This window comes from Alkalimonas amylolytica, from assembly GCF_900107845.1.
Taxonomy (GTDB): domain Bacteria; phylum Pseudomonadota; class Gammaproteobacteria; order Enterobacterales; family Alteromonadaceae; genus Alkalimonas; species Alkalimonas amylolytica.
In genome coordinates, this window is the sequence record NZ_FNRM01000006.1 from 241230 (window position 1) to 255663 (window position 14434).

The window sequence follows — 14434 nt, forward strand, 5'->3', positions numbered from 1 at the left end:
GCTACTTTGGCAAGAAAATGAATTATTTTTCTTAAAAATCAAATTGATGAAAAAAATTAAAAAAAACCGGCATTTCAACTTGCGCATTTGGTAATTTACCGCAAAATAAGAGGTAGCCTTTCATTGGCTGTTAACAACTCAGGAGTTTTACCATGAAGACTATGCAAAAAGCCCAACAGGGTTTTACTTTAATCGAATTGATGATTGTTGTGGCAATCATTGGTATTTTGGCTGCTGTTGCGTTGCCTCAGTACCGTGACTACACCCAACGCGGTGCAAATGGTTCATGTTTGAGCGAAGCAAGAGCTTACATGGGCGCTGCTGTAGGTGCTTTAGCAGATGAGTCGATGCCAATACCAGATCCATACGTAGCTAATTCTTGTGAAGCACCTGCAACGCTGGCATTAACACGAGAAAATTACAACAACAACGACAATATCAACTTCACTACACCAGTTCGTGGTAATGCGACAGTTAGACAGAATGTGGTATGTCAGGCTGGTACTGGTGCATGTGCATTGGCAGGTGCAGGTGGTGGTGGTGGTGCTGCTGGTGGTGGTTCAGGTGGCTAATTCTTTCTCACTAAGTTAACCATACTAAAGGCGCCCCCTCGGCGCCTTTAATTTGGAATATCATGAAAGCTGCTATTGCCTTATTCGCTAGTTTTTGTTTGCTGCTATTACTATTTAGCTGGTTCAATCTGGTTGATTGGATTGGACATGTGCTCAGCAGTCGCTTGCTTATCCTTGGTACGATTCTCCCATCCCTACTGATTTTGCTACGCAAGCAACTAGCAAAAAAACCAGTTATCAGCGCTCCCAGTCAGCAGGTTATAAAAGCCAAAACAGTGAGCATTGGTAGTTTTCTCCTCCTGCTGCTGCTATATGGCCATTTGATGTCGCAATTTGGCGTAGCACCATTTACCAGTTTTGTATTTGAATATCTCCTACTGCTTCCGCTATTGCTGCTGCTGCTTCCCCGGTATTTATCGTTTATGAGTAAGCGGCAAACTGAGCCTGTGGATGAATATGCTCGTTTGGGCTTTTGCTTATTACGACAGCAACCTTTTTATTTGGTTGAGCACAAAGCCTTACTACTAAAAAGCCTGGTGAAGCTACTATTTATCCCCATTATGCTCGGTGCTCTGTTTGATATTACAGAGCAGTTGCTGTTATTTAACTGGTCGTTACATCCCTTAGCTTTAGTCAAAGGATTGTTTTTCTTTGGTCTGGCATTTGATTTAATCATCGCCAGCATTGGCTATGTGTTTGCCAGCAAGCTGCTGGATAACGATGTAAAAAGCACAGACGCTACTCTGTCTGGCTGGCTGGTCTGTATGATTTGTTATCCACCTTTACTGATCATCTATCAATGGTTTGCCCGTCAGACCGATGACTATTTGTGGCATGATTGGCTGAGCATGGACCATCCGCTTTACTGGTTCTGGGCTTTTATTATCACACTCAGTTGGCTCACGTATTGGTTGTCGACGGCTAGCTTTGGCTGGTATTTTTCCAACCTAACCTGGCGTAAACTCATCGACGTTGGCCCTTACAAATACAGCAAACACCCGGCATATATAGCCAAAAATATCTACTGGTGGTTGCACACGGTGCCGTTTTATGGAGTAAGCAACCATTATGAGTTACTACGAAATCTGGCTGGTTTGACCTTTGTCAGTTCCATTTACTACCTAAGAGCGAAAACAGAAGAGCGTCACCTGATGCAATTTCCCGAATATCAGGCCTATGCCAGGCATATCGCTTCGCAAGGTGCGCTCGCGCGTTTGAAAAAGCTGCTTCTGCCAAACAAAGTATCGCAATCATGAGACCTTTGTTTTTACTTTGTATGCTGTTGTTGGTAATTCTGCTCGCTATGGTGAAACATGCAGATGCCATCCGCTACCAAGTAGCTATGCAGCTTCCTAAAGTGCATCACTGTAACAATGAAGCATCACCTGCACTAAAGAGCTTGTTGCAACAATTTCATCAACTGGGGCTGGCCGGAGGGCAATTATCCATTCTGTCAGTTAATGGCCCGGCACAACACTGTGCCTTTGGCTGGCAACTCCAGGGGCTAAGACTAAAGCAAGTTCATCCAGACGACTCGTTTCGCTACGCCAGTTTATCCAAAGTGCTAACCGCTTTGACCACTTTCTCATTAATTGAGCAGGATAAAATAGCACTTGATACCAACTTACTGAATTTACTGGCGTTACCCGGCCCCTTCTTGGATGAGCAAATGTCGTTTATTACGGTACAACATCTGCTGTCCCATCGAGCTGGGTTTGATCGGCTCCTAGCTGGTGATCCGATGATGCAATCCGAGCCATGGTGTCCTTTAGATATTGACACTCTGCAGAATATTGCTCTGGATTTCCCCCCGGGAAAAAAAATGGTCTACTCGAATTTAGGATACTGTTTACTGGGCCAGGGTATTGCCAACCTTACGCAACAACCCCTAAAAACCTTAATTCGGGGAACCTTGCGATTAGCTCAATATCCAAGCATCCAAACCATCGAAGCGGGACGATTTCATTCACAAGAAGTAGAGTATTTTTTTGAACCACCTGATAGCAAAACAGCCTTATTGCAACTTAATTCTCATGCGATGCTTGCCTCCGGTGGCTGGGGAGGAACGACATCAGATCTCAGCCAACTAATACAACAACACTTACCAAACTTGTACCAAGCAGAGCTAACCTTCTCAAGCCATAAATATCTTCAAACGAGTGAAGTAACAGAGTGGCGGCGATACCATGGGTTGGTTTTTTATAAACATGTAGTGAGCGATAAAACCATCCACTACTGGCGCGATGGAAGCTTACCTGGCGTGACTGCACTTACCATGATTACAACACAAGGCGATGTCCTGGTGCTGCTGGCAAACTATCGCCCTTATGATTGGCTGCCATTTAATGACAGACTGGGGCATATAGTGAGTGATTTTCTTAACCAGAGTATAACGGAGCACCCAACAATCCAGGTCAACTTTTAGCAGAGTTTCGGGGGAAGAACAAAATTTCTTGCGGAAATTTCGGGGTCAGAACCGGAAATTTCGGGGTAAATTTCGGGGTAAATTTCGGGGGCAGAACAAAATGTCTTGCGTGCCTCACTGCTGAATAAAATCTCCAGAATATCGGGGACAGAACAAAATTTCGTGCGTGTCTAACTGCTGAACAAATTCCCTTACCAACCTTCGGGGTCAAATCCCAAGGAGCAACGGTCTCAAACAGAACCTTGTAATATTGCAGGTCAGCGACGAGGCAGCATGCTGACAAGCTGCGCTTGAAACGCAACACTATGGTGTGTATATTTACTACACAACAGTGAGTGAGGATATTGCTATGTTATGCGACAGCCCTGTAGCCAGCCACAAAAAGCGCACCAACCTCTCCATTGATAGTCAATTACTGCACGAGGCAAAGCTACTGGGTATTAATGTGTCGCAATCTGCCGAAGCGGGCCTGGCACAAGCAGTTAAACTGCAAAAACAGCAGCGCTGGCTGCAAGAAAATAGCGAGGCGATTGAAAGCTCGAATGATTTTGTCGCACAACATGGCTTACCGCTTGCAAAGTACCGGCATTTCTAATGGCCCGCTTCGATGTTTACCGGTCAAGTAGCGCAGGCTACTTACTGGATGTACAAACCGATTTATTGGCTGGTCTGAACACCCGCGTGGTTGTGCCTCTACTTCCTCTGGACACAGCACCTAAAGCTGCCAAACGCTTAAATCCTATTTTTGACATTGATAATCAATCGTACCTGATGGCGACTCAGTTTATGGCAGCCATGCCGGAAACTGAGCTAAAGCAGAAAATTGGCAGTCTGATAGAGCAACAACAGGAGGTATCCGAAGCACTGGATATGCTGTTTATTGGTTTCTAAATATCGGGTCAGAACAACCAGCGTGAGCATCGGTTCCCAATTGGACGATTTTGTCGGAAAACTTATTAAATTTCGGGGTCAGAACAAAATTTCTTGCGTGTCTCACTGCTGAATAAAATCTCCATAAAATAGCGAGCATCAGAGAAGAATTTTCAACATCTTGTCTATCGACACCTTATATTCATGCGAAAGCGGTTATTTAAACGCAAGTTAGCGCCTAACACACCCATTACATGCTTTCACGGTTCAATCAGCCTTCGAGGCCGGCTTGCTAACACACCAAACCATAATAGCCATCCAGACATTCAGATTGACACCAGGGATGCTGCATGCTTTGATGAGGCATCCCTAATTCTGAAGGACGCTTTGCATGAAACGAGAAACCATCGCCCTGCACCATGGCTACCAACCAGATAACCAAAACTCGGTGGCCGTGCCCATTCACTAAACCAGTTCGTTTAGCTTTGACAGCGCCCAGCACGCGGCCGATTTGTTCGATTTAAAAGAAACCGGCAATATCTATTCGCGCATTATGAATCCTACCTGCGCGGTGCTCGAACAACGCATTGCTGCGCTGGAAGGCGGCATCGGCGCTTTGGCGGTGGCCTCCGGCATGGCGGCCATTACCTATGCCATTCAAACCATTGCTGAAACCGGTGATAACATTGTTTCCATCAGTGAGCTCTATGGTGGCACTTACAACCTGTTCGCCCATACCTTGCCCCGCCAGGGCATTGAGGTCCGTTTTGCCGATAAAGACGACTACGCAACGATAGAGCAGCTGATTGATGAGCGCACCAAAGCCGTGTACTGCGAAAGCATTGGCAACCCATCCGGCAGCATTGTCGATATTGAACCACTGGCCGCACTGGCGCACCGCCATGGTTTGCCACTGATTGTAGACAATACCGTGGCAACGCCTTTTTTATGGCGACCGATTGAACAGGGCGCCGATATTGTGGTGCACTCTGCCACCAAGTACATTGGCGGCCATGGCACGACGATTGGTGGTCTGATTGTCGACTCGGGCAAATTCCCGTGGGCCAAACACGCCAAGCGCTTTCCGCTGTTGAACGAGCCGGATATCTCCTATCACGGCGTCAGTTATACCAGGGATGTGGGTGAAGCCGCTTTTATTGCCCGGGCCCGGGTGGTCCCCCTACGTAATATGGGGGCAGCGTTAAGTGCCCAGGCGGCCTGGAATCTGCTGCAGGGACTGGAAACGCTGGCGCTGCGCATTGAGCGGATAAACCAAAATACCAAGGCGGTGGCCCATTGGTTGCAGCAGCAACCACAAGTCAGCTGGGTGAAATACGCTGGCCTCCCAGAGCACAAAGACCACGGCCTGGCACAAAAGTACATGCAGGGCAATGCCTCGGGCATTCTGAGCTTTGGCATCAAAGGCGGCCGCGAAGCCGGTGCTCGCTTCTACGATGCCCTGCAATTGATATTACGACTGGTCAATATTGGCGATGCCAAAAGTTGCTCCGCCATCCCGGCCGCCACCACCCATCGCCAACTGAACGATGCTGAATTGGCCGCTGCCGGCGTCTCGGCCGATATGGTGCGATTATCCATTGGTATTGAACATATCGATGATTTGCTGGCGGATTTGCAGCAGGCGTTAACCGCAGCTGCACGCTAAACGGAAAAAAAAAGCCAGCCGCTGCCCGCTACGAGGCGTCGGCTGCTGACTTAAAACGATGAATCCCAGTAAAAACTTGAATAACCAAACAATATTGGCATAATCAAAAGACCAATGGTTTCTCGCTTGCTGGTTTTCTAATTTATGGCAGTTTCAGCAAACTCATCGCTTTTCAAGCGCCTGGCCCAGCAAGGGCTGATCAACGCCACAGCGGCCACTGAACTGCTGGGGCGCAGAGGCGGGCAGTACAAAAATCTGCCGGAGTTTCTACTGCAGGAGAAACTAGTTTCTGCGCGCGACCTGGCCGAGCAAGCAGCTAGCTTGACCCATCACGCCCGCTTTGATTTAAGCTTCTTCGATATTGAGACCATCCCGAAAGAATTGCGCAATGAAAAACTGGTGCGTAAGCATCAGATTATGCCGTTAGCGCGAGCGGGCCGAAGCCTGCAGTTGGCTGTTGCTGATCCAACCAATATAGCGCCAATTGAAGATTTTGAGTTTAACACCGGCCTGCATGCCGAGCTGGTGGTGGTCGAGTACGACCAACTGCAACAACTGATTGATAAGATTTTTGACAACAGCTTTGATTCGGGCGGCAGCAGCGATTGGGATCTTAGTACCCTGAGCACCGAAGAAGAAGATGACGAAACCGACAATATGGCGGTGCAGCCAGATAAAGACGATCAGCCCATCATCGCCTTTATCAACAAAATGCTGCTGGATGCTATTCGTAAGGGTGCTTCTGATCTGCACTTTGAGCCTTATGAAAAAATGTACCGTATCCGTTTTCGTATCGATGGTATTTTGCACGAAGTCGCTTCGCCACCCATTGCCCTGGCCAATCGGTTATCGGCCAGGCTTAAAGTGATGTCGCGGCTGGATATCGCTGAAAAGCGGGTGCCGCAGGATGGCCGCATTAAGCTGAAAATATCCGGTAAAAAGTCCATTGATTTTCGGGTTAGTACCTTGCCGACGATCTGGGGCGAAAAAGTGGTGATGCGGATCCTGGATTCCGACAGCGCCATGCTTGGTATTGATATCCTTGGCTACGAAGCGCATCAGAAAAAACTGTATATGGATGCCCTGGCACAGCCTCAGGGCATGATCCTGGTGACTGGACCGACTGGTAGTGGTAAAACGGTGTCGCTGTATACCGGCTTGAATATCCTGAATACCGAAGGCTGCAATATTTCTACCGCCGAAGATCCGGTCGAGATTAACCTGCCCGGCATCAACCAGGTACAGGTCAACCCCAGAGCGGGCTTGACGTTTCCTTCAGCATTAAAAGCCTTTTTACGTCAGGATCCGGATGTCATTATGGTGGGGGAGATCCGCGATCTGGAAACCGCCGAAATTGCCATTAAGGCCGCCCAAACCGGTCACCTGGTCATGTCCACGTTGCACACCAACTCAGCGCCGGAAACCCTGACCCGCTTGCTGAATATGGGGGTACCGGCTTACAACGTTGCCAGCTCGGTCAGCCTGATTATTGCTCAGCGCTTGGCCCGTCGTTTGTGCGGCCATTGCAAAACCGAAGAAAAGCTGCCCGAGGCTGAGCTGTTGCAACAAGGATTTAGCCCTGAGCAGCTGCCCGGTTTAAAGTTATTTAAACCGGTGGGTTGCGATCACTGCACCAACGGCTACAAGGGCCGGGTCGGTATTTACGAAGTGATGCCGGTCAGCCCAAAAATAGCAGAAATTATTATGGATGGCGGCACCTCGCTGGATGTTGTGCAGCAGGCCCAGCAAGAAGGCATTCACAACCTGCGACAATCTGGTTTAATTAAAGCTGCCGCTGGCCTCACCAGCCTGGCTGAAGTGAACCGGGTGACTAAGGGATAATGTTGAATGTTGAATGTTGAATGTTGAGTGTTGAGTGTTGAGTGTTGAGTGTTGAGTGTTTAATGCTGAGTACTGAAAAGACACAGTTACATTGATGAGATTACGTTGCATGCAAACTACCGGTGCTGTGCAATTCACATAGGATACAGACCATGGCTCAGGCCCAAAAATACAAAATCAAAGAGCTTGAAACCTACAGCTGGAAAGGTTTAAACCGCCGCGGAAAAAAAACCACCGGTGAAATCAAAGGTGGCTCCAGCCAGGAAGTCAAAGCGCTGCTGCGCCAGCAAGGCATTACCCCCTCCCTGGTAAAACGCAAACCTAAACCACTGTTTAATACCGAAAAGAAAGTCACCGCTGCCGATATTGCCGTGGTCACCCGCCAGATTGCTACCATGCTGGGTGCCGGTGTGCCGCTGGTACAAACCATCGATTTGATTGCCAGTGGCGCTGATAAAGCCAGCCTGCGCACCCTGATGCAAAAGGTGTCGGTGAAGGTACAGGCCGGTTTGCCGTTATCGGAAGTGCTGCGGGAGCACCCAAAACACTTTGATGAGCTGTACTGCGACCTGGTGAAATCCGGCGAACAATCCGGTGCGCTGGATGCGATTTTTGACCGCATCGCTATTTACAAAGAAAAAGCCGAAGCGCTGAAATCCAAAATCAAAAAAGCCATGTTCTACCCTGTCGCTGTGCTGGTAGTGGCAGCCATTGTGACCTCGATTTTGCTAATTTTTGTAGTACCGCAATTTGCCGAGATTTTTGCCGGCTTTGGTGCCGAGCTGCCGGCCTTTACCCTCTTTGTACTGGGGATTTCCGAGCTGATGCAGGCCTACTGGTGGGCCGTGCTGGGGGCAGTAGTCATTGCAGGTTATATCACCAAGCAGGCCTACAACAAAAACCTGAAAGCCCGCACGGCGATGGATGCCATGCTGTTAAAAGCGCCGGTATTTGGCGGCATTTTAAATAAAGCCGCTGTGGCCCGCTTTGCTCGCACCCTGTCTACCACCTTTGCTGCCGGTGTGCCGTTGATCGATGCTTTGGAGTCCGCCGCCGGCGCTTCCGGCAATGAAATTTACCGCAATGCCATTTTGGAAATCCGTGATGAAGTGACCGCCGGTAATCAGATGCAGTTTGCGATGAAAAACACCAAACAGTTTCCGGAGATGGTAGTGCAAATGGTGGCCATTGGTGAAGAGTCCGGTGCGCTTGATAGCATGTTGAGCAAAGTCGCCAATATTTACGAGCAGGAAGTGGACGATGCGGTCGATGGCCTGACCGCCTTGTTGGAGCCCATGATCATGGCGGTGCTGGGTGTGATAATTGGTGGTTTGATTATTGCCATGTATTTGCCCATCTTCCAACTTGGACAAATTGTCGGATGATGACTGATTTTATTGCTGTATTACAACAGGCTCCTTGGTTTTTTTATAGCCTGGTGCTGGTATTGGCCCTGCTGGTGGGCAGCTTTTTGAATGTGGTGATTTACCGTTTACCGAAAATGATGGAGCTTAGCTGGCAGCAGGATTACCAGGCCTATTTTGAGCCCGATAGCTTAACGAACACAAACCAGCGTTTTAACCTGGCGGTACCCCGCTCGGCTTGTCCCAGTTGCCAGGCGCCGATTGCGGCCAGAGACAATATTCCCATTCTAAGCTGGCTGTGGCTCAAGGGCCGCTGCCGCCATTGCGGCACGGCGATTTCTGCCCGCTACCCGTTGGTGGAAGGCTTAACAGCCATGCTTTCTGTACTAATTGCCTGGCAGTTTGGCCCCACACTGACCACCCTGGTGTATTTGCTGGTGCTCTGGTCGCTGATTGCGCTGAGTTTTATTGATCTGGATAAAATGCTGCTGCCGGATCAGATCACCCTGCCGTTGCTTTGGCTGGCGCTGTTGTTTAGCCTGAGCAGCTATGGCCCCACACCAGCCGATGCCATTATTGGCGCTGCAGCCGGTTACCTCAGCCTCTGGTCGGTGTACTGGGGATTTAAGCTTTTAACCGGTAAGGAAGGCATGGGCTATGGCGACTTTAAACTGTTGGCGGTGTTTGGTGCCTTATTAGGCTGGCAGCAACTGCCCTTGATTATCTTATTATCCTCGGCTGTCGGGGCTGTTATAGGCTCCTTGTTGTTGTTGCTGCAAGGCAAAGACAAGAGCACCCCTATCCCCTTTGGTCCCTACATCGCCATCGCGGGCTTTGTCGCCATGCTCTTTGGACAACAGCTTACCGGCTGGTATCTGCAGGTACTCGGGCTTTGAATCAGCCAGCCACACCCAAGCCGCTGGTGATTGGTCTGACGGGCGGTATCGGCTCTGGCAAAACCACCGTGGCCAATGGTTTTGCCGCCCTTGGCATTGAACTGGTTGATGCTGATCAGGTCGCACGCGCGCTGGTAGAGCCCGGCAGCGCAGCCTTGCAACAAATCGTTGCCCACTTCGGTGAGGAACTGCTTCAAACGGATGGCCAACTCGACAGAGCCGCTTTGCGGGCACGGGTATTTAGCCATCCAGCGGAAAAAGACTGGCTGAATCAGCTACTACACCCGCTGATCCGGACAGAAATGCAACGCCAGCTACTAGCTGCCCGCTCACCCTATGTACTTTTTGTGGCCCCCTTACTGCTGGAAAACAAGTTGCAGGATAGGATTGACCGCTTGCTGGTGGTCGATATTCCGCAGCCACTGCAATTGCAGCGAACTTTACAGCGGGATGGCGGGTCTGAACAACAGATAGCCGCCATTATGGCTGCTCAAATCAGTCGAGAGCAGCGGCTGGCAGCAGCCGATGATATCATTGACAACAGTGCAGAGCCGGAGCAACTGAGCGCACGAATCGCCCAGCTGCATCAGAAGTATCTGCAGCTGGCCAACCAAAGAGCCAACGGGAAACCATGAGCAGCATGACAGACGTACTGTACGAACATCCTTTAAATGAAAAAGTACGTACTTTTCTTCGCATTGAACAGTTGTACCGGCAAGTCCAGTCGCATGCCAGTATGCAACATGCAGCTCAGCAACAAGCCTTCTTTACCAGTTTTTTTGCCTTATTGGATGTCATGGAGCGCAACGATGTAAGGCCGGATTTACTGAAAGACATTGAGCGCTGCGAACAGGCCCTGGTGAACTGGTCGAAGCACCCATCGGTATCCAATGATGCCTTGCAACACATGCTGCAAAAAGCGGTACGACTGCAAAGTGAACTGAACCGAAGCGGCAAACTGTGCAGTCAGTTTAAAGAAGACAGCTTTTTAACCCCGTTACGCCAGCGTTATGCCATGCCGGGTGGTGCCTGCTCTTTCGATGTGCCTCAGTTGCATTATTGGTGTCATTTACCAGCTGAACAGCGACAGCTCAGCCTGAATAAATGGCTTGAGCAACTGGACCTGGCGATACAAAGTATTGATTTTGTTTTGACCTTTGTGCGTGAGCGGGGGCAGTTTCAGAGCATGGAAGCCGACAATGGTTTTTACCAAAGCACCACCGATCAATTTGAGCTGTTGCGGCTAAAATACGACAGCAAACTGGGAGTGTACCCCACCATCAGTGGCAACAAATACCGCTTTGCCATCCGCTTTATGCAGCTGAGCGATGCCAGTGGCCGCTTTGCCAGTGAGAAAACCATCCCCTTTGCGCTGGCTTGCTGTTAAAATCAGCGCATGTGTTCCAAAGGAGTTTCCAGGCAATGAACAAACCTGTTGTTGACTGCCCCGTGTGTCAGACCAAGGTGGTGTATGAGCCAGCCTCACGCTTTCGGCCATTTTGCAGCGAGCGCTGCAAGCTGATTGATTTAGGCGACTGGGCCGCTGAAAACCATCGCATTGCCGATAAGTCAGCCGTAAACCCAGAACTCGGTGAAGCCTATCTGGCTGAACTGGAAGCCGAACTGATGGATCAGGACAACGCGTTTTTTAAATAAAGAGTGATTGCAAACGCTGCACAATCGGCTGGTTGGCATCCGGAAAAACCAGCTTATCAAGATCCTTGATGGCAAACCACTGCACCTGCTGCCCTTCCATACCCCTAGGTTTACCAGAGAACGATTTGACTAGCCAGATATCGAGCAGCACTTCCCGCTCAGGATACTGATGCCGGACCTGCATGAAAGGCTCGGCACTTTCGATACGAATAGCCAGCTCCTCAGCCAACTCTCGGCTCAGAGCGCTTTGTACCGGCTCTCCTGCCTCCAGTTTACCGCCAGGAAACTCCCACTTATTGCCCTGATGCTGATGGCCAGCCCGATGGCTAAGTAACACCTGGCCCTGCTGCACAATCACCCCTACCGCGACATGCAGAAAAGGGGCGCTTGGCCCCTTTGCTGCGCAACTGCCAGGCTTAACTGAGCTTGCCATGGCACTGCTTGTACTTTTTGCCTGAGCCGCAAGGACACGGGTCGTTGCGCCCGACTTTCACGCCATCCCGCACGATCGGGCCTGCAGGCTGTGCCGGGGCTTCACCGCCTACCTGCTCGGCCTCCGCATGCTGGTACTCGTGCGGAACTGCATCAGCTTTGCGGCGCTGCTCATCGACAGCAGCTACGTCTTCTGCAGCACGGACCTGTACCCGGCTGAGCACGCTGACGACATCCAGTTTCAGGTTATCCAGCATTTGCGAGAACAGTTCAAACGACTCGCGCTTGTACTCTTGCTTTGGATTTTTCTGGGCATAGCCGCGCAGGTTAATAGCCTGACGTAAATGATCCATCGCCGCCAGATGCTCTTTCCAGTGCGTATCCAGGCTTTGCAACATGATGGCTTTTTCAAACTGACGCAGTACTTGCGGGCCAACCATTTGCTCTTTCGCCTGATAGGCCGTTTCGACTTCTTGCTGGATGCGTTCACGCAGCTTCTCTTCGTACAGCTTGTTGTCCTCGGCCAGCCAGTTGGCGATCGGCAGCTCCAGCGAGAAATCGGCTTTTAATCGCTGCTCCAGCGCAGGCACGTCCCACAGCTCATCCAGCGATTGTGGCGGTATGTATTGGCTGATGACCGAATCAATCACATCGGTACGGATCACCTGAATGGTTTCCCCGATATCGTCAGTATCCATCAGCTCGTTGCGTTGCTCGTACACCACTTTGCGCTGATCATTGGCGACATCATCAAACTCCAGCAACTGCTTACGAATATCAAAGTTGCGGGCTTCGACTTTGCGCTGGGCATTTTCAATGGCACGGCTAACCCAGGGGTGTTCAATGGCTTCGCCTTCTTTCATGCCCAGTTTGCGCATCATGCCTGCCATTCTATCGGAGGCAAAGATCCGCATTAAAGGATCTTCCAGCGACAAATAAAAGCGCGACGAGCCCGGATCACCCTGCCGACCAGAACGACCACGTAACTGGTTATCAATACGACGTGACTCATGCCGTTCAGTGGCGATAATATGCAAACCACCTGAGGCAATCACCGCGTCATGGCGCTGTTGCCACTCACTGGTCAGTTTGGCAACCTGCTCTTCGCCTGGGTTTTCCAGCGCGGCAATTTCGGCCTGCAGGTTACCACCCAGCACAATATCGGTACCACGACCAGCCATATTGGTAGCAATGGTCACCGTGCCCGGCTGGCCAGCCTGCGCAATGATCTGAGCCTCGTTGGCATGGAACTTAGCGTTCAGCACCTGGTGCTTAATCTTGGCTTTATTCAGCAAGCCGGATAAGTACTCCGAGCTTTCAATCGAGGCAGTACCGACCAACACAGGTCGACCAGCATCGCGGCTTTGCTTGATGTCTTCAATAATAGCCTGATACTTATCTTCGGCGGTTAAATACACCAAATCCGGCATATCCTGACGGACCATTGGCTTATTGGTTGGAATAACGATGGTTTCCAGGCCATAAATCTGCTGGAACTCAAAGGCTTCGGTATCAGCGGTCCCCGTCATACCGGCCAGCTTGTCGTACAGACGGAAGTAATTCTGGAAGGTGATGGAAGCCAGCGTTTGGTTCTCATTCTGGATCTTCACGCCTTCTTTGGCTTCTACCGCCTGGTGCAAACCTTCCGACCAACGCCGGCCTTCCATGGTACGACCGGTGTGTTCGTCAACAATCACGATTTCACCATTTTTCACCACATAGTCCACATCCTTTTTAAACAGGTTGTGGGCGCGCAGCGCCGCATAAACATGGTGTAATAAGGTAATATTGGAGGCTGAGAACAGATGATCATCCTGCTGGATCAGGCCATGCTCTTTCAGCATGTCTTCCACCCGAATTTGACCCAATTCGGTCAGATAAACCTGACGGGCTTTTTCATCGATGGTGAAATGGCCATCGCCTTCCACCCCTTCTTCATCTTCTTTTTCCTGCTTTTTCAGTTGAGGTACCAGCAGGTTGATCTGTTTGTACAGTTCGGAACTGTCTTCGGCCGGGCCAGAGATGATCAGCGGGGTTCGGGCTTCATCGATCAGGATGGAGTCGACTTCATCGATAATGGCAAAGGCCAGCTTGCGCTGCACCCGCTCTTTGGCCGAAAAGGCCATGTTATCGCGCAGGTAATCAAAGCCAAATTCGTTGTTGGTACCATAGGTGATATCGGCCGCATAAGCTTCTTGTTTTTCCTGCGGGTGCATGCCGGGTACGTTGACGCCAACACTCAAACCAAGAAACTCAAACAAAGGGCCATTGGTGGCGGCGTCACGGCGGGCCAGATAATCGTTCACGGTAATGACATGAACGGCGTTACCACTGAGTGCGTTCAAGTAGGCTGGCAGCGTCGCCGTCAGGGTCTTCCCTTCACCGGTACGCATCTCTGCGATACGGCCCTGATGCAACACCATGCCACCGATCAACTGAACATCGAAGTGGCGCATTTTAAACACCCGCTTACTGGCTTCGCGCACCGTAGCAAAGGCAGGAGCCAATACATCATCTAAACTGGCTCCGCCAGCAACTTGCTGCTTAAATTCGGCGGTTTTGGCTTTTAAATCGGCATCGGATAAGGCTTCGTACTGGGCTTCCAGCGCATTAATTTCGTCGACTTTTTTCTGCAGCTTTTTCAGGAAACGGTCATTGCGACTGCCAATCAACTTGGTGAACAATTTTCCAAACATGTTGTGGTTACCATT

Annotated in this window: 13 protein-coding genes and 1 pseudogene; 12 read left to right on the plus strand and 2 right to left on the minus strand. The window is 50.2% G+C overall.

The genetic code is table 11. The annotated features are described in order from the left end of the window. The first annotated feature begins 152 nt into the window (after nt 1-152). From BLW37_RS18955 to BLW37_RS13215, 12 genes and pseudogenes are all read left to right on the plus strand, one after another. Nucleotides 153-572, plus strand: a complete 420-nt coding sequence (locus tag BLW37_RS18955; protein ID WP_425426626.1) for a pilin — start codon at nt 153-155, stop codon at nt 570-572. Nucleotides 573-994: 422 nt separating this feature from the next. Then, nucleotides 995-1828 carry a hypothetical protein gene (locus BLW37_RS13165; RefSeq protein ID WP_139243720.1) on the plus strand — a complete coding sequence of 278 codons (834 nt, stop codon included), beginning with the start codon at nt 995-997 and terminating at the stop codon, nt 1826-1828. After that, on the plus strand, nt 1825-2997 hold the full coding sequence (locus BLW37_RS13170) for a serine hydrolase domain-containing protein (RefSeq protein ID WP_091343587.1): 1173 nt from the start codon (nt 1825-1827) through the stop codon (nt 2995-2997). Before BLW37_RS13165 ends, BLW37_RS13170 begins: the two co-directional genes overlap by 4 nt. Before the next feature lie 349 nt (nt 2998-3346). Next, nucleotides 3347-3592, plus strand: coding sequence for a type II toxin-antitoxin system CcdA family antitoxin (locus BLW37_RS13175; RefSeq protein ID WP_091343588.1), 246 nt, complete (start codon nt 3347-3349; stop codon nt 3590-3592). Continuing rightward, entirely contained in the window at nt 3592-3888 is a 297-nt protein-coding gene (locus tag BLW37_RS13180) for a CcdB family protein (RefSeq protein WP_091343590.1), read from the plus strand. Before BLW37_RS13175 ends, BLW37_RS13180 begins: the two co-directional genes overlap by 1 nt. Nucleotides 3889-4258: 370 nt before the next feature. Next, nucleotides 4259-5533: pseudogene (locus BLW37_RS13185) on the plus strand (O-acetylhomoserine aminocarboxypropyltransferase/cysteine synthase family protein). A gap of 144 nt (nt 5534-5677) precedes the next feature. Further along, complete coding sequence (gene pilB, locus BLW37_RS13190) at nt 5678-7375, plus strand: type IV-A pilus assembly ATPase PilB (protein WP_091343592.1); 1698 nt, start codon at nt 5678-5680, stop codon at nt 7373-7375. A 152-nt stretch (nt 7376-7527) separates the two neighbouring features. Continuing rightward, on the plus strand, nt 7528-8760 hold the full coding sequence (locus BLW37_RS13195) for a type II secretion system F family protein (protein WP_091343593.1): 1233 nt from the start codon (nt 7528-7530) through the stop codon (nt 8758-8760). Continuing rightward, a complete protein-coding gene (locus BLW37_RS13200; protein WP_091343768.1) occupies nt 8760-9635 on the plus strand; it encodes a prepilin peptidase in 876 nt (291 codons plus the stop codon). Before BLW37_RS13195 ends, BLW37_RS13200 begins: the two co-directional genes overlap by 1 nt. Next, on the plus strand, nt 9632-10270 hold the full coding sequence (coaE, locus tag BLW37_RS13205; RefSeq protein WP_245785734.1) for a dephospho-CoA kinase: 639 nt from the start codon (nt 9632-9634) through the stop codon (nt 10268-10270). The genes BLW37_RS13200 and coaE overlap by 4 nt, the downstream gene beginning before the upstream one ends. A 5-nt stretch (nt 10271-10275) precedes the next feature. After that, entirely contained in the window at nt 10276-11022 is a 747-nt protein-coding gene (zapD, locus tag BLW37_RS13210) for a cell division protein ZapD (RefSeq protein WP_091343772.1), read from the plus strand. A 35-nt stretch (nt 11023-11057) separates the two neighbouring features. Further along, nucleotides 11058-11291, plus strand: coding sequence for a DNA gyrase inhibitor YacG (locus tag BLW37_RS13215; protein WP_091343595.1), 234 nt, complete (start codon nt 11058-11060; stop codon nt 11289-11291). Here BLW37_RS13215 and mutT read toward each other — a convergent pair. Both mutT and secA read right to left on the minus strand, forming a co-directional pair. Continuing rightward, the gene (gene mutT / locus BLW37_RS13220; protein ID WP_091343596.1) at nt 11284-11724 is read right to left on the minus strand and encodes an 8-oxo-dGTP diphosphatase MutT; all 441 of its coding nucleotides are present in this window, start codon (nt 11722-11724) and stop codon (nt 11284-11286) included. The two genes, BLW37_RS13215 and mutT, sit on opposite strands and share 8 nt — an antisense overlap. Then, on the minus strand, nt 11708-14419 hold the full coding sequence (gene secA / locus BLW37_RS13225) for a preprotein translocase subunit SecA (protein ID WP_091343598.1): 2712 nt from the start codon (nt 14417-14419) through the stop codon (nt 11708-11710). Before secA ends, mutT begins: the two co-directional genes overlap by 17 nt. Nucleotides 14420-14434: the final 15 nt, after the last annotated feature.